The 16,773-nt window shown below is 49.6% G+C and carries 13 protein-coding genes; 5 read left to right on the forward strand and 8 right to left on the reverse strand.

Annotated features, from left to right (window positions below; all coding sequences use genetic code 11):
- The 3 genes from HRU79_05345 to HRU79_05355 form a co-directional block, all read right to left on the reverse strand.
- Positions 1–1,626 (reverse strand): S41 family peptidase, encoded by a 1,626-nt coding sequence (locus tag HRU79_05345; protein QOJ26103.1) that lies wholly within the window; start codon positions 1,624–1,626, stop codon positions 1–3.
- 91 nt (positions 1,627–1,717) lie between these two features.
- Positions 1,718–4,711, reverse strand: coding sequence for a T9SS type A sorting domain-containing protein (locus tag HRU79_05350; GenBank protein QOJ26104.1), 2,994 nt, complete (start codon positions 4,709–4,711; stop codon positions 1,718–1,720).
- Positions 4,711–5,640 (reverse strand): metallophosphoesterase, encoded by a 930-nt coding sequence (locus HRU79_05355; GenBank protein ID QOJ26105.1) that lies wholly within the window; start codon positions 5,638–5,640, stop codon positions 4,711–4,713. Before HRU79_05355 ends, HRU79_05350 begins: the two co-directional genes overlap by 1 nt.
- A gap of 146 nt (positions 5,641–5,786) precedes the next feature.
- Between HRU79_05355 and HRU79_05360 the strand changes: the two genes are divergently transcribed.
- Genes HRU79_05360 through HRU79_05375 form a run of 4 tightly spaced genes read left to right on the forward strand, consistent with a single transcriptional unit; the run spans position 5,787 to position 8,281 of the window.
- The gene (locus HRU79_05360; GenBank protein QOJ27276.1) at positions 5,787–6,290 is read left to right on the forward strand and encodes a TrmH family RNA methyltransferase; all 504 of its coding nucleotides are present in this window, start codon (positions 5,787–5,789) and stop codon (positions 6,288–6,290) included.
- A 9-nt stretch (positions 6,291–6,299) separates the two neighbouring features.
- Entirely contained in the window at positions 6,300–7,073 is a 774-nt protein-coding gene (locus tag HRU79_05365) for a hypothetical protein (GenBank protein QOJ26106.1), read from the forward strand.
- A 36-nt stretch (positions 7,074–7,109) separates the two neighbouring features.
- Positions 7,110–7,769 (forward strand): fructose-6-phosphate aldolase, encoded by a 660-nt coding sequence (fsa, locus tag HRU79_05370; protein QOJ26107.1) that lies wholly within the window; start codon positions 7,110–7,112, stop codon positions 7,767–7,769.
- Positions 7,766–8,281, forward strand: a complete 516-nt coding sequence (locus HRU79_05375; GenBank protein ID QOJ26108.1) for a hypothetical protein — start codon at positions 7,766–7,768, stop codon at positions 8,279–8,281. The genes fsa and HRU79_05375 overlap by 4 nt, the downstream gene beginning before the upstream one ends.
- Here HRU79_05375 and HRU79_05380 read toward each other — a convergent pair.
- The 5 genes from HRU79_05380 to HRU79_05400 all read right to left on the reverse strand — a co-directional run bounded on the left by HRU79_05380 (position 8,274) and on the right by HRU79_05400 (position 15,570).
- Positions 8,274–9,509 carry a DUF1624 domain-containing protein gene (locus HRU79_05380; protein ID QOJ26109.1) on the reverse strand — a complete coding sequence of 412 codons (1,236 nt, stop codon included), beginning with the start codon at positions 9,507–9,509 and terminating at the stop codon, positions 8,274–8,276. The two genes, HRU79_05375 and HRU79_05380, sit on opposite strands and share 8 nt — an antisense overlap.
- A gap of 153 nt (positions 9,510–9,662) precedes the next feature.
- The gene (locus HRU79_05385) at positions 9,663–10,331 is read right to left on the reverse strand and encodes a heme exporter protein CcmB (GenBank protein QOJ26110.1); all 669 of its coding nucleotides are present in this window, start codon (positions 10,329–10,331) and stop codon (positions 9,663–9,665) included.
- A 76-nt stretch (positions 10,332–10,407) separates the two neighbouring features.
- Entirely contained in the window at positions 10,408–12,777 is a 2,370-nt protein-coding gene (locus HRU79_05390; protein ID QOJ26111.1) for an IgGFc-binding protein, read from the reverse strand.
- On the reverse strand, positions 12,774–13,481 hold the full coding sequence (locus HRU79_05395; protein ID QOJ26112.1) for a T9SS type A sorting domain-containing protein: 708 nt from the start codon (positions 13,479–13,481) through the stop codon (positions 12,774–12,776). Before HRU79_05395 ends, HRU79_05390 begins: the two co-directional genes overlap by 4 nt.
- An 82-nt stretch (positions 13,482–13,563) precedes the next feature.
- Positions 13,564–15,570 carry a DUF4397 domain-containing protein gene (locus HRU79_05400; protein ID QOJ26113.1) on the reverse strand — a complete coding sequence of 669 codons (2,007 nt, stop codon included), beginning with the start codon at positions 15,568–15,570 and terminating at the stop codon, positions 13,564–13,566.
- A 68-nt stretch (positions 15,571–15,638) separates the two neighbouring features.
- Here HRU79_05400 and prfA point away from each other — a divergent pair, with 68 nt between their 5' ends.
- Positions 15,639–16,700, forward strand: coding sequence for a peptide chain release factor 1 (prfA, locus tag HRU79_05405; protein QOJ27277.1), 1,062 nt, complete (start codon positions 15,639–15,641; stop codon positions 16,698–16,700).
- The last annotated feature ends 73 nt before the right edge of the window (positions 16,701–16,773 follow it).

The raw sequence follows: 16,773 nt of genomic DNA on the forward strand, positions 1-16,773 counted from the left end.
TTAATTAATCTGGGCTATTTTTTTTGCTTCGTCGAACAGCTCCATGGCTTTTTTTGCCTGAGAGTCCATGCGTAGCATAACCGAGGTATAGCCGTTGTTATTAAAGATGTTGCGTCCGATATGAGCCTTAATAATCATTTTTATAAACTCTTCGTCAAAGGTATAATCCTTGGCATCCCAGGTAATGCTATCCTGATCGGCAAACGATTTGAGTATATCAATGTCGGTGGGAGTCACTTCGAACGTATTCAGGAAGGCAGTCATTTTACCTTGGTAGTCGTCGCGAATTATCTTCCCGCGTTGTTTCATAATCTGGTCTGCAGTTTTCCAGAATAAATTCTTTGACCGAAGCTTACGAGCAAGCATCCCAATGGTATCGGCCTTTACGATATAATCCGGAGTAATCCCACCTCCGCCGTACACTGTACGTCCACCAGCAGTTTTGTACTGAGGTTTGGCCTTGGAAGAATCGGCATGGGCAATATCCGACTGGTGCTCAATATTGTCGCCTTCTTCACCTTCATCGCGCCCCACACCGCTGTAGTACTCTTTTTTATTAGCGTACGGACGCTGAATTAGTCTGCCGGACGGGGTGTAGTACTTGGCAATGGTAATGCGAACGGCCGATCCGTCACCTAACGGATACTGCCGTTGTACAAGCCCCTTGCCGAATGAGGTTTCGCCAACCACAATACCGCGGTCCAGGTCTTGAACAGCTCCCGAGACGATCTCACTTGCCGAAGCGGAGCCACCGTTTATGAGAACGACCAGTGGTATATTTTCCAGTTCACCGTGTTGTGTTGCCATGAAATCTTCATCAAATTCCGGGCGTCGTCCTCTGGTATATACGATTTTCTTACCGGCACCGATAAACTCATCCGCAATCTGGAATGCCTGATCAAGATACCCGCCTGGGTTGCTGCGAAGGTCCAGAAGAAGTCTCTTCATTCCCTGAGCTTTTAGTTTACGCGCTGCTTCAATAATCTCGTCGTGAGTTGTTGCGCTAAACCTGTTAGCCGTGATGTACCCAATATCCGTCTGATCAATCATGAACGACGCATCAACTGAATTGAGTGGAATTTTATCGCGGGTAATATCAAACACAAGCAGGCTTTTTTCACCCGTGCGGCGGATGTGAACCTTTACCTGTGTGCCTTTCTTTCCGCGCAGCTTTTTAGGAACCTCGGTTCGCGACATTCCGATAGCGGTTGTATCGTTAATCTTCACGATTTTATCACCGGCCATGATTCCAAGTGCTTCGCTTGGACCCCCAACGATTGGGGATACAATTGTTATGGTATCGGCAATAACATCAAACTCAACACCAATCCCTTCGAATGATCCGCTGAATTCTTCTTCAACCCGTTCCATTTCCTTTGCCGGGATGTACACCGAGTGGGGGTCTAACTCCGAGAGCATGCCGCGGATAGCTGCTTCGGTTAATTTCTGGGTATCAACATCGTCAACATAACCTTTTACGGTTAGGCCGAGTACATCGTTAAACTTCCGGACTTGTTCAAAAATGCTGTCGCCGCCAACAGCCGGCTGTACGTATACGGCAGCAGCGATGGCAATGGCAATGGTGCCTGCAACAATGGCACTGAGTCGTGCTGGGGCTATCTTCATATAATCAGTGTAAAAGAGGGGAACACAAAGCTACAACCCGCAATGGTCATAACCAGACGGCTATGCCTGTATCCAAGTGTATTGCAAGGGGTTATCTGATGATCAGCGGCTTTGTTACCAGCCCGGTATTTGTGGTAATCTGCAAAAGAAACAGGCCACCGGGAAGATCCGAAACGTCGGCCAGGTATCGTTGTTCGCCATCAGGCTGCAACGTCAGCATGGCTATGAGTGCACCCGTCACATCCAGAACCCGGGCTGTTGTCTGTACCGCTGACCCGGGTACGAATACGTGCAGATGATCATCGGCAGGGGCTGGATACACCTGAACTGCAGATGAGGGTGAAATCACCTTTGTCGTAACAGTTACATCACATCGGCTTGAACCGGATAAATACGCTGGTACACCGTTTCCCAGGAGTTCAATGCCTTTGGCAATACACTCGTCAAATAGTTCCAGAGTATCAGCATCCGGAACTCCGGTAACAGCAGCAGGCTGGTAACAAACGAGCAGCGGAACTGACGTCCCGGGATACACCGAAATGGGGAGCTGGTGTTGCGGAACTGAAAAACGGATGTTAACGCGCAACAGGATGTCCGTAATTACCTGCGGAAATAGTCCGTAGTTGCTCAACCATATCGTATCGCACACCATATCGCCGATTTCTTCTGACCAAGGAGGGTTGGAAGAGAACCAGTCCGGACCGTTGTTCAGTGCAATCGTAAAGCCGGGAATCGTATCCACGATAACAGCTCGGTTGCCGGCAGAATCAGTTGCTTCAAAACCATAGATGGCATCGTACCGCTTGTCGGTTACCTCCACCTGGTAACGGTACTGCAAGGCTGAACTGTCGAGCAGCCGTACACTACAGTTCACAAGCAGATCGGTACGGATCACCGACTGTTGAATGCCAAAGTCAACCAGTCGGTCATCGCCTACAACAGCGATTACGGTGTCGTTGCACGGCGATCCTGGACGTGCTGTGTATGGCGGCTCGGTATCGGAGCGCACGTCATTTACAAACCGGTATACCGGTCGGGGAGAGCAACTGTCCCACACAAATAGGGTATCAGAATACAGCCCGGCGGAATCAAATTTTCTGCAGGCTACTACGGCCACCCTGCTACCCGGCTGAATTTCAAGCGGTGTTTCAGGCTGGGCAATCAGTGAGCCAAGACTGGATGAAATGCGAAATATGGTCCGCGGAAACACACCGTAATTATGAATCCAGAGGGTATCGCATACATATTTACCAATGGCAAAAATCCTCGAAGTATCTACCGGCGCAGGACTATTGGTTACCGAGATGGCAGAAATTGTAAAGCCCGGTATGGTTACAGTACTGCGTGCGGATTGCTTTGCATTGTCGACTGCTTCCAGGATAAACGATCCGTCAGCATACGGGTCGATCAGCGTAGCCGAAAACTGAACCGATGCGGCAGGGGGGGTGTAGGGGGCTATACTAACGTTTACATTTTGTTCTGAACCGGCAACGATCTGAACAGAATGAATGCGGGTGTCGCCTATTGAACTGTCAGCCGCAATGCCCTCAAACACTCCGCATTGATGAGTACCGTAAATAACGGGTGGTTTTACGTCGAGCGGACGAAACGCCATGCCACCGATGTACCCATACGAATTTGCTTCTCCGTAGCCGTAAACATATATACCAAATGGTTCATCAGCTGATGCTTCGTGAACACCATCGGTTACTCTGAGCTGTGCATACGAAAACCGTGTTGTACCGATTTGTTGAAAATCCCGGCTGTTCACCGGATTACCATCAATTACTAAACTCGGCACTGCTGCCGTTGGTATTACCACGTTCAGCCACTGTTCGGTGTAAACAGTGGAAACTGGCTCGGGTTTGTTGTTGATAAGCACGTACCGGTATGCCTGAATGCTAACAAAACGGTATTTATCCATAAACTGCTCTGCGGGCGGTACCAGCATCATAAATGGATCACCATCGTTTGATAGACCAACACCGGAAGCACTGGAGGTTTTCTTGAGCAATGCAACCATGGACGGCTTACTGGTAATGAGTTCCATGGCCGCCGTAAGCTGTCCCTCGTAATACGAGTGCGCATGTATCTCGGCAACCTGAACGCCATCAATAAAGACCTTCGTACTATCAAATGCCGCAATAACTCTGTACAGATTTTCACCGGTACGAACCTCGTTGGAACTCCATGCCAGCGGAGTAGCATAAGCTGACTTACCCCACGTGCGTATCGGGTTCATCTGTTCAATCAGGCAGTCACGAGACGTCAGCATTTTCTTCTGTTCCAAGGGCACGATTGCACGCTGGTGACCACCGAAAACGGCTACCGGTTTACTGGCACGTACAAGTGAGCCGGTAAGGTCCGACCGCGACGTGACACGAGGATCCACCTGAACCAAATAAACCTGTCCCTTGTTCAGGCGTATTGTTTGTGGTTCCAGATTCGGACTCTTAAATGTGGCAGCCGACGGGAGAAGAGTAACATCAGTTCCGTCCTCCGTTGCAACCACACAAAATTGGGATGGAGTAGAATTCGACGATGGTGTTGTTGGTCCAATCCAGTCTATATCGGATTTGTACGAGGCAACCACGTAGTCTTCGGCAAGAGCATCTGTAGGAAGAACCAGAAAGGCTTCGCTGGTTAGCGGGGCCTGGTTGGCAACATAGACGGTTACTTCGTGATCTGTTGAAATATGTATGCTTTGCTCGGCAACGGTTTCTGTCTGCATTGCACTGTAATCAATCAGGCCACTTTGGTTCCAACCCACTAACTCATACGGAATGGTGTATGTTCGGAACTGATATACTTCCTGAGGATTTGTAATGGTAAAAGGCTCAGTCCGCACTTCACCGGCATCATTACGTAATGTTATTACACCATTGGTAATCGTATCAGCGCTAATTAGAATATACAGCTGATGTTCCTGTTGCAATGCTTCATCAAACGGCAGTATTTCAAGGGAATTATGAAAATTCGGAAGTACGGCAAACCAGAAGTTTGTACCCTTGCTGTCGGGAAAATCCTGTGCAACAGCACTCCAGACGATGCAACACCAAATAAATATGGTTGTAACTATCTTCATTATCGATTTACAACAGGCACAAGCCCCCTACTTTTTCCCTCAATATCAATTAACTCGGCAAACAGCTGCGAAGTTCCAAAATGGAGTGCGGCAAAGCCGCCTTTAGCATACGCTGCCTTCGTGTATGTACCCCAGGCTGTACTTCGGCATCCACCGCCACCGCCCGAAACTACGCATGTAAACGTATCCTGTGGATGCTGGATTATCTGCATATCGTGGTCATGGCCGCACACATACGCCTGCGCTCCGTACGATTCCATAAGGGGCTTAACATTCTTTAGCATAAACGCCTGGTCCTGGTAGTGTCCGTACGACCTCATGGGATGATGTCCAACAATAATCTTAAACGCTGACGTTGTTTCTGACAGCGTTTTTTCTAACCATGACAACTGGTCCAACCACCCCTGGTTCTGCTTGAGTATCATCTGCGTATCAAGACAGATGAAGGTGACCTTGGTTTCAGCACCCGGGCAGGGCGTGGTATGATAGATATCTGGCATTATCCAGTGCTTGTTGATCTCACCGTATTGAACCTGCGCCCTGGTGCTGCCACGATAATCGTGATTACCAAGAACAGCTATCCAGGACAGATCCTTAAGATGTTCCAGATTGTAGATATTCTCGAATTTGGCTTTCCACTGCGGGTCGGCTGGTGAGTCAACTCCGCTCGGGTAGATATTGTCACCGGTTGACACTATGGCCAGTGGCTTTCGCATTGCTGCATATTCATTCATGCGTGCTGCCACCTTTTTCTGATGGGAGCCGCCCGTACCAAAGTCCCCAACGGCAAACACCGTCTGCAACCCTGCGGGCAGTTCCGGATACTGCAGTGTGGACGGAATATTACCGGTAACCTCGCACGAGCCTCCTTTCAGGCGGACAGCGAGCGGGAGTACGGCAAGTGTAGCAAGGAAATTTCTACGACGCATACTGTAAAGTAACACTATTCCGACGAAAACGTACGCTTCCTGCCGATTTTACAGGTCAGGTTGATTGCTGCCTGTTATCGGATTTTGCAAATATCCCGGATATTTCGCTATGTTCACGAATGCATAAACTATCACATGCCGAACTCATGCAGCAACGACTTACCGAACATCAGGTCCGGGGTACTCCACGATTCCCGGTCACCATGGTTCTCCAGAATGTCCGCAGTCGCTATAATGTTGGCAGTATTTTCCGCAGTGCCGATGCTTTTCGGATTAACCGGCTGGTCCTAACAGGATTCACACCGGCACCTCCATCGGCCGAGATAAGTAAAACTGCGCTCGGTTCGGAGCGCACTGTACCTTTTGTTCATATCCCTGATATCCACGAAGCCATCACGAACCTGGAGCAGGATAACCATACCATCGTGGCACTGGAGCTTGCCGAACCTTCGGTGCGGCTTACCGACGTTGTCAGCGAACAATATCCTCTGGCCATCATTGTAGGGAACGAACTCACCGGCATCACCGATGATGTACTCCACAGGTGTTCTGCAGCCATAACGATTCCGATGTATGGCGTAAAACACTCGCTGAATGTTGCAGTTGCTGCCGGAATCGCAATGTACCAACTCACACTGCGTTTGCCGTAACTTCGAACTATGCGGATTGTTGTTCCACATCATTCATTAACGAAACCCCTGCTGGCCAACGCCGTTCAGGCCTGTAGTGACTTAGGCGTTTCACTCCGGGAACTCAGTGCGGATGACTGCGAACGCTACCTTGCCGACAGCCTGGCGGATGCCGCACTGCTGTCGCCATTGCAATACAGCCGCATCTCGGATTATACAGAATGCACCATCATCCCCGCAACCTGTGTGGCACTGAGTGGCTTTACTAATGCAATGGGGATTTTTCTGTCTGATACCGTTGCACACATCCGTAGTATCGGTGCCGATAATCCGGATGACTTCGTAACCATTATGGGTTCGATTATCCTGCGGGAACGCTACGAGGCAGCCGGCACAACTATTCACAAACTCTCCAAGGATGGTGCACCGGACTCTGAAGATGTAAAACCCGATGCCATTATTCGCATTCCGGAAACTGAATACGCCGTTGCCCAGCTGGATGTTAGTGAAGAGTTTACCGACATGGCGGAAAGCCCCTTGCCAATCCTTCTCTGGGTTGTACGTCACGAAGTCGCGCACCGTACCACACACGATGCCCTGCTGGCTATGGCCGACGCTACAACGGAACTTCATGTGGCTGAAGCCGGAGTAAATGGAAAGGATTATGAACCCCGAACCGGTACAGTACTGTATCGGTGGTCGGATGAAGTAGAAGGCGGTCTGGACGCTGCCGTTAACCTGCTTTTCTATCACCAGGCTCTGACAGTACTACCCGAACTTCGCATCCTCACTCCTGACATGTAGTTACCAAATTGTATCATTTTTTACAGTGGACAGACAATGCAACTCTATGTTGACTCTGCTAATCTTAAAGACATCAAACACGCTGTTTCCCTTGGTTTTGTAAGCGGCGTCACTACCAACCCTTCACTTCTTGCCAAAGAAGATCCATCGCTGGATATTAAGGAATTGATTCTTGACATTCACAAGTCGGTGGGCGGACATGTAAGCGTTGAAGTAGTATCTACCGACACTGACGGTATGCTTCGCGAAGCAGATGAAATTTTATCATGGTTTCCTGAAGCCACCATTAAGATTCCGGTTATCCCTGCGGGGCTGGCTGCAGTTCGGAAGCTTTCCGACCAAGGCGTACCAACCAATGTTACCCTGTGCTTTACCGCCCTGCAGGCGCTACTTGCCGCAAACGCCGGCGCAACGTACGTGAGCATCTTCCTTGGGCGCTTAGACGATGTTGGAACTGATGGAATTCAGGCAATCGAGGACGCCTGCGAGATTTGGGATGTTCAAGGATTGGACTCACTGATTATTGCTGCCTCGCTCCGCCATCCGATGCATGTATTGGCGTGTGCGGGAGCAGGTGCTGACATTGCCACCGTACCCTATAAAGTACTCATGCAATGCTTAAATCATCCTCTTACCGATAAGGGGCTGGATGCTTTCCTGGCAGATGCCCGAAAGATGGCTGCCGCGAAATCGTGATCATAACCCTCCTTACTTTTCTGGCACTCACCATGCAGTCCGCAGCTCCTAAAGCCGTCGGCCTTACGGTGAGTGCCTTTGTTTTATCCGACCAGTACGATAAGGAATGGAGCTGGAAGGAACAGGGCGCACACAATGCAATTATTATGATGCTTACCGACAGGGACGGCAGTACATACCTGGACAAGTGGACCGCACCGATAAGTGCTCGTTTCGGTGACCGGTTACGGGTAATTCGCATCGCCAATACATCCGGGGCCCCGGGGTTCCTGCACTCGTTTATTAAGGGCAGATTTCGGAAATCGTTTAGTTACCCGATGCTGCTGGATTGGGAGGGCGTTTTATTTAGCCGATATCACATTCGTGAAGCGGTTCCCAACATACTGTTTGTTGATGCACACGGTAAAATCAGACTGCACACCTGGGGGAAAGGCGATACCCTGCATGTAAGCACGGTAATAAACAAAATTGCAGATCTGCTGCAAGCAGCAACGCCTGAACAGACTAAGTAAACAACACAAAAGCAATTGTTCCCAGCAGGGCATACTGGACGATTTGCTTTTTCCGTTCGAACCACTTCTGCCTACCAATCCAGTCCATAGTAATTGCAATGGCAAGCGTTACAAGTATGATAATGAGTGCTACCACGATACCTTGCTGCAATGACAATGCGCGATAATGCGTTCTGCCAAAGCTGGATGCCCATGGTGTTCCAAACAGAAGAACCAGGTGGATAATGTAGATGTAAAGCGACTTTTTCCCCAGGACGGAATACCAATTGCGCAACGACCAGGTTCGTTCAAGAATCCACACCGATAAACTAAAAAAGCACAAAACCACGCCCACACGTAAAACAAACGTGGGGATACTCATGGAGCTGCTGTAATATTCCGGGTTTACACCTGTTTTCTGCATAATGTAGGTTGCCAGGAAACCAAGCAACGCCGTAATTAAACCAATGCGCCAGGCGTATGTTTTCAGAACTTCATTGCGTTGCTCACGTGGAGCAGCATGCATCAAAGAACCAACAAATAAACCCACAAACAAGAAGGCTGCAAAAGGGAAAACCGGAAAGAGTGATCCGGTTGATATGTTGATATACGGCACCAGCCATTTGGGCAACCCGGCTGTTACCGACGGATTCTGCATTAACGGGGTGAGGGCAAGTATTGCGATGGAAACACCCAAAGCCCGCCGTCCCAGTTGCTGAACATTCTTCGTTGACGCTGCAACCAACACATACAGTAAAAGAGTAACACCGGTTAAATGCAGAATATTCACTGCCAGAAATGTGTTCCAGGTTACCGGTTGCACATACGGCAAATCCCACAGACTGTTTGCCGGAAACATCATAAAGTACCCGATGCCGATAATAGTAAGCGCCCATCTGATACGTCGGCTTAACAGATCGGCTTTTACTGTTCCATCTTCTTCACGCCGGGTTGCAAAAACGTGTACTGCGCCGGAAACCATCAGAAAGGTCGGAGCCGTAAATCCGCGCACAATATGCCAGATATTCCAGGGGAATTCAGTGACTGAGATGTAGGATTGCGACACTACGGCGTCCAGCACATGACCCTGCATCATGAATACCATTGCCATAAAACGGGCAAAGTCCAGTGCATACAGCCGACCGTCCGCTGATACAACAGCCGAACGCGAACGGGTCTGTACTCCCGGTAACACCCAACCGAACGGAAGTGCGATAGCTTGGCGCACTTTCAGAATCAACTCCGACATAGTACGAATTTCTGCAAATGAAGTGACGTCTCCTAATTAATCAATGTTCACAAAACATTCATTAATCCCGTCGCCTACGGTAGCCTGTAGCCGGTTCCAATACAGGCTTAATCATCCGAAGGGACAGCGTACGATCAGCGGGGCAGATTTTCCCTAATCAGACCAGATTATTTCAAAAAGCCAGGTACTAATCACCAGTACGATGCCACCATAGCTAAGCATCAGAATCACCGATGAAGCGATTTCAGCAAAATCAAATCCTGCCAAAGCCTGCGTCGTGGCCCGTGTGCCAAGCAGGAGTACCGGAACAAGCAAGGGGAAGCTGAGAACCGGAAGGATGGCTGACCGGGTTTGTGCCTTCGCCACGATTGCGCTGACAATGGTTAGGACAATAGCAAGACAAATGCTTCCGGCACCTACAACAAAGGCTAACGTATGCAAGGGCGGAGTGTCGGCCAATACCGCAAATCCTAAAAACATCATTACGCTAAACAGGTTTATTATCGTTGCAATCACGGCATTTGTAAAGAGCTTGCCCAGATACACAGCCAAGGGTGTGCTGTTGATACGAAGAAACAGTGCCGTCCCTCGCTCTTCTTCCGAAACAAAGGCCCGTCCCAAACCGGTCATGGCAGTAAACACCATCACCGTCCACAGCATCGAACTAACAATTGGTCTTGGTACAGGTTCGCCGGCAGCCGCGAATACCACCAAGACAACTGCTGTGACCGAAAACAGGAGTAGTGCCGAAATGCCATAGCGAGTGCGCAGCTCGCTGTGTATGTCTTTCCGAACAACAGCCCGGCTTTGCGAAACCAACATGTACGTTTTTAATGTCAGGTGAAATGCAAGGACAACACCGATTGTACCAGTTCCCGTAACTGCATTACAGATTCTGTTACAGCCGGTAAAGAATACCCAGATTCATACCAAAGGTAGAGAGTTTCCAGTCAACATCGGTTGCCATCGAGCCAAGGCGTTTGGTATAGAGAGATTCGAAGAATACTGACCCATGCATGGTAACAGGATAGCTAAATCCTATTCCGGCCATTCCTTCGAAGTCAACTGACTTCAGGGTAGAAACCTCCTGAGGTCCGGTTGGTGCTGTTAGCCCACCCTGTGGAAGCTGCCAGCCTACCGGACGGAGAACGGAGCGATACACATCGGCCCCTGAGCCTAAGGTGATCACTGTGTTCAGGCCTGCGGTAAGGTAAAAGAACCGCTGTGCAAACCACTGAACTGTACCTCCCAGTCTGATTTGTAGACCATGCAGACTTAGTGAGGTTCCTTCCTGATAGGGTACAACCTTGCCTGAGGCTGAATCAAAAACACTTGCAATAACAGTATCGGGCGATATCAGGGTTCCCCCGATGCCGCTGACCGAGAGCCGTGCATTGGCAATTACTCCGGTGTAAACACGCCTGCCTGCCAGCACACCAAAGCCCCATGCAGCCCCTTCGGCTTCACCAAATCCGCTTTGACCAGTTACGCTGGCAACGTGCGAAAACGAAGTAGCATGCATGGTTGCAGCGATTGACCCATACGCACCAACAATCCACGATTCTTCTGTACTGCATGAAACGTACGGATCATCAGATATCGTGAATACGTACCTTTCGCTCCTGCTGTCGTATACGTAACATACTGCAAACTGGGAGCGATTGCCGGCAACGTCAATCGCTTCGAATACTATTCGACCCGTTTTCCCGCTTTCTGACGGGCGTACCCGAACTGAGATCTGCGGTGTGCCGGGTTCAATTTTGGGAACCTCAACTTCTAATGCACTGGAACTGACAACATTGACAAATGCTACGCCACGGTCCATAACCCTGTCATCCCGGAAGGTAACAATGTAGTCATCACGAACCATCTTAGCTGTTGCCAGCGGTGGCAACGAGTCAACAAGGGTATTCAACTCAAAAAAACTCTGACCGGCCATGTTCCCATACGCATCATACGCATCTGACTTATACCCAAAGCCGTACGAGTATAAGCCAAATGGCACATCAGACCTGATGACGTGGGTTCCGTATGGTACCTCTACCTGGGCAATCGAATATCGGCTTTCGCCAAGAATGCCAAATTGGGTTGAATCTATTCGTTTACCATTCAGCCGGATTTTTGAAATACTTTCAGTTGGAGCAACCAGGTTAATGTAGTGATGCCAGTCACCGCTAATGGGGGTTGCAACTCGGTATTCGTTCATGAACTGCTGAGTAGGACTTACCAGAATCATCATTGGGTCACCAACACTGTCGCCATTTTTAAAACCCTGAGCAAACTGTGCCACAAGGATCGGCTTGTCTGCCGTTATCTGAAGGTGCTGGGTGACATTGAGATTTTCGAAGTACTCGCCGGCATTTAAAACAGCCGCAAGACGTGAGTTCTCGAATACCCTGGTTTTGTTTTCCGATGCAATAACGCGATAGGTGTATTTCGACCGTTCCTTCAGCATACCGATATAGTAGTGCAGACCCCAGGCACTTACCGGTGGCAGTTGTTCCACCAGGTGATTGCACGCTTCTACTTTTGGCGGAACATAGGCACAGTTATGCCCGCTGAACACCGCAATTTTCTTATTGGCTACAACACGCGTTCCTGTTAAGTCACAGGGTCCGATACTTTCCCAGCGGGCACCCACTGAATACACGTCGCCCTTGCGAAGCTTTACCTTGAATGGCGTACCAGAGGGTCTGCCGGTAGTGGTGGTAGCCGTTGGCGTAATCTCTATTTCGGTGTCATCTTCTGTGGCTACAATTGATATGGCCGACAGCAGGTCGGTTGCAAGCTTAGTGTAGCCAACGGCCCGGTACTCGGTTCCCAGCACACTAATTGGCAAACCAAGGAACGTATCGGTTGTCTGATACCTGCTGTTAAGCCCATACACTGCTATCGTTGTATCAGCAGTAATGTGTACTGCCAGCCGTTCTGCCGTTTCCAAGGCTCGGAGTTGTGCTCGTGCAGGAATCTGAATCGGAACTACGGTGTTGGCGCGGACTTCGATGGTTGTTTTATACGAGATTTCTTCAATTTCGATATTTACCTTTGCGTTATAGCTGCTTGTGATGAACAACTGCAGCCGTAATGCTGCAGGCCGGTTCTGTACGTCATTACCGCCAGTCCGGAAATTCTTCATAAAACAAAGCCAGAACTCTGTGCCTTCGGAATTCTTGGTGATATACTCCGGTTCCTTGCCAGCCAAACGGCCGGCCATGCCCACAAGCAGGCAGATAAACGCAACAACTGCCGGTAAACGTGTACTTCTCACTTCATCACCAAGAAAGGGTGAACAAAAACACCTGTTTCCTGCTCCAGAACCATTAAGTACGGCCCTTGTGCCAATTCCCACTCCTCGAAATGTAAATCAAATCTGTTCTCACCAGCTGTTGCACTTATGCTTTGGATTCTCTTTACAAGTGTTCCGCGAATGTCGTACACTGCAAGATTAACCACCATTGGAGCTTGCAACGAGAACACAAAGATGCCGGAACCGTTACCCGGGTTGGGATAGTTCCCGGCAAAACCATCACCGCCGGTTGGTTTTGTTGCCGGGGAAGTTGCAGAAATCGAGGCAGCACCTAATATAGCCCCTTCCACCAGCTCCCTGTTTCGCCGAATACTGTCAAACCTAAAGGTACCGGTAGTACCAGGTCCTTTTAAAACTTCAGCTTCGATCAAAAATAAGAGTACATCCGCGGCAGGCACGGTTTCCCAGCATTCAAGAATCATCATACCGCGGGTGCCAATGGTCGTGTCTGATGCAATGTAAAAATTGGTACAGTGGTATGGCATGGTTTCTCCCCCGTGCGCATTTACAATACGCACCACATCAGCGGGATATTCAAGGGTAATGCTGACGTGCCCGCCGTCAGTATTACTGCCCGTTACGGGGATCTGAATGGTTTCACCCCTTTCACCAGAAATGGCAGAAGGTAACTGCAGGATATCCTGAGAAAACGCTCCGGTTGGCATTAAGCAGCAAACCAGAAACCAAATGATGAGGTAAGGGGAAAGAATCCGCATTTATTCAGACAAAGTTACGCTGGGTACGGTACTAGAACTCCTGCAAAACAATTACTTCGTAGCCTATTTCCTTCCTGCCGGCAACAATCATCGAATAACTGTTTCCCATAGGACCAATGTTAATCGGCAATGTGAATAACAGTTTGCGCGATTGTGAGTCGTAAAAATACATCGAGCCGCGGCGATCACTACTTAACACATACACGTCGGATGTTTCACCAAAGGGAATGTTGGCCATGATTTTGTACGAACTATCGGGATACTGTGAGTACAGCGTGTCATACGTCACCGTGATAAAATCAACATCGGCGGTAGCGTTAATTGTCCTGCGGTCACTCTGCCGCGCGATTTGCCGCAACGGAGGACTGGTAACCGAAAACAACGTCCCCTGATCTCCACGGGGTGCGTACACAACCAGCGTCCGCATGGGTGTAGATGTTGCAACCGTATGTGATGCACCTCCGGCCGATATCCTCACCTGGCCAGCATCGACACTTGTGGCAAGTGAATTTCTAAAAAACACGGCACCGTTTTCTACCATTGAGCCAATAGTGGTAATTGCCGGCGTGCTGGCGGGGACGGCATTAACGAAACGTAAGAATGCCGCATTGGGTAAGGGGCTAAGGCTTCCCTCAGCCTGATCGTCTGAAAACATGAAGACTTCCAGGGTAGCGTCTGGACGTTGAGTGATCACCATGGTATATGATTTACCAGGTTCAATGGTGGTTTTACCGATATTTAATATCGTTGTAGGCGTTGATGCAGTTGTAACAGTCAGTGGCAGAACGCCAGGTGCCAGCACAACGGGCTGAGTAATTTCGGTAAAGCCAATGTTCGTTGCCAGGGTTACGCCCGAGCTTACGTTTGATACGTTTGAAGAGCTTGTCCGGGCTCCGCTGCTTACTGTAATTCTGCCTGAACCGGGAACGCCGTTAACCACCCTCAATATTGCCTGACCGTCAGTCTGATACAACACGGGCAGGGGCGGTACAATAATTTGTTCAACACCGTTATCTTTTTCTATTGCTATAAGAGTATAGTTTTTCTGGATCTCGATGGCTGTACTGTCGGTATCAGACAGTCCATTAGCCAAAGTAAGAGTGATCACATCAGCATTGGTATGCACACACGAGGGAACCGAGATGTACGGGGCTATGGTATGCGCGGGGATGTTGGCTGCCACGGGTGCACCAAGCTGCGAAAGCTCGGCCGATGCTAGCTGACCGGTAAGGTTGCAGAGTCTCACGAAAGCGCTACGTTCGGTTACCGGTTGTACGTTACGTGTGGGTGTGGCTGTATGGTCATCTTCATTAATCAGCATGAGTTGAGGTTCGCCACCTGCCTCAGTCTGGTATAGAATTAGCGAGTATGGTGTCCGTTCATCGAGCTTAACCTCGAATGTACCCATTGAACTGAGTGTTCCGGCACGCATCGTCTGCGCACTGATAACTACGGTGCCCGGTGCAACTTCCCTATAGAGCGAAACTCCGCGATAAGGCAGTGGCTGACTTGAGATTGGAACGCCATTCAAACACCCCAGGCGAACGTCGGCTACAGCGTTGCTGTCGGGGAATGCATTAATAACGCGAAGCTGTGAAGTTGGTACAGTAGTAAGAACTTTGTTTGCGTTGCTTACAATTACAGTGTCGAAGCCTGGATTTCCATTTGCTTTCGATAATACCAGTACGTCGTAGGTGCTGTTACGAACAAAACGTATCCTGTGTTGACTTTTATATTCCGTCCCTGCATCACTGACAATCTCGATATAGCCGGAGTCTGTAGGTGCTGTAACTGCGGCACTAACAGAACCAGGTAATGTGCTTGCCGTTTGGTACCCCTGCTCCATAACCAGCTTTCGTGGTTTTCCGTCGGGCACTAGGTTTAAAAGGCGGACCACACTTTCGGATGCACCCGCCGGCGGGTTAAGGATGTTTGGATCTTCCTGCATACATCCCGTCAGCACAACAGCAAGTACCGCTGCCAGCAACGCCGGATAGCGGTTGACCCTCGTCTGTTTTTGGTGTAGATTATTGTTCATGAACTGCAAAGGCACGGCAACGAACTGCAACATGCGATATTTTCGTGATTTAGTCTAGTAAAGCTCTAATCGCTGTGGAAAAAAGATTACACGAGATCCTCGATGAATACGCTGCCCTGGAGCAGTCACTCAACGACCCGGAGGTGGTGAACAACCCAAGGTCTCTTCGTGATGTTTCACGAAGTTACAAGGCTTTAACACCAACAGCCGAGGCAGCACGCTTATACCTTGCCACTGCGACCAGACTCCATGAGGCCGAAACGATGGTTAACGATACGTCGCTTGATAAAGATCTGCGTGACCTTGCCCACGAAGAAGTCCGTATTCTGGAAGCCGATCTTGAACGCCAGGAACAACATCTGCTGGTTCTGCTTGTGCCTCGCGATCCCAACGATATGAAAAACTGCATCATGGAAATCCGTGCCGGAACCGGAGGCGATGAAGCAGCGTTGTTTGCCGGCGACTTATACCGGATGTACACGCGCTACGCGGAACAACAGGGGTGGCAGGTTGGCATTATCGACTTTACAGAGGCAGAAAAAGGGGGCTTTAAAGAAATTATCCTCGATGTAAATGGCGATGATGCTTATGGGAAACTTAAAACCGAGAGTGGCGTTCACCGCGTTCAACGTGTTCCCGAAACCGAGGCCCAGGGACGTATCCATACAAGTGCCGCTACTGTTGCCGTACTGCCGGAAGCCGAAGATGTTGATGTGCAGATTAATGAAGCCGATCTACGGATTGATATCTTCCGTTCCGGTGGGAAAGGCGGTCAAAACGTAAACAAAGTTGAAACCGCAGTACGTATCGTTCATAATCCTACCGGCATTGTGGTACAGTGTCAGGACGAACGGTCACAGCTAAAAAACAAAGACAAAGCCATGAAGGTTCTCCGCGCACGCCTGTACGAAATGGAACTCGAAAAACAGCAAAGCTCGATTGCAGGGTCGAGAAAAGACATGGTAAGAAGCGGCGACAGGTCCGAAAAAATCAGGACGTATAATTATCCGCAAAATCGGGTCACAGATCACCGCCTTGAAGGCGAACACAAAAACTATCCACTTGAGCAAATCATCGAAGGCGATCTGGATGAAGTGATCGCTGCCCTACGGGCACTCAGCCGCCCGTAGGGTGGCTGAGTGCCGTCGAACCCACCAGAGGACGGCCCTACGGTTATGCGTTGTGTTCAACGGTGATTCGCGT

This window comes from Ignavibacteria bacterium (genome assembly GCA_015709655.1).
Taxonomy (GTDB): Bacteria; Bacteroidota; Ignavibacteria; order Kapaibacteriales; family Kapaibacteriaceae; genus OLB6.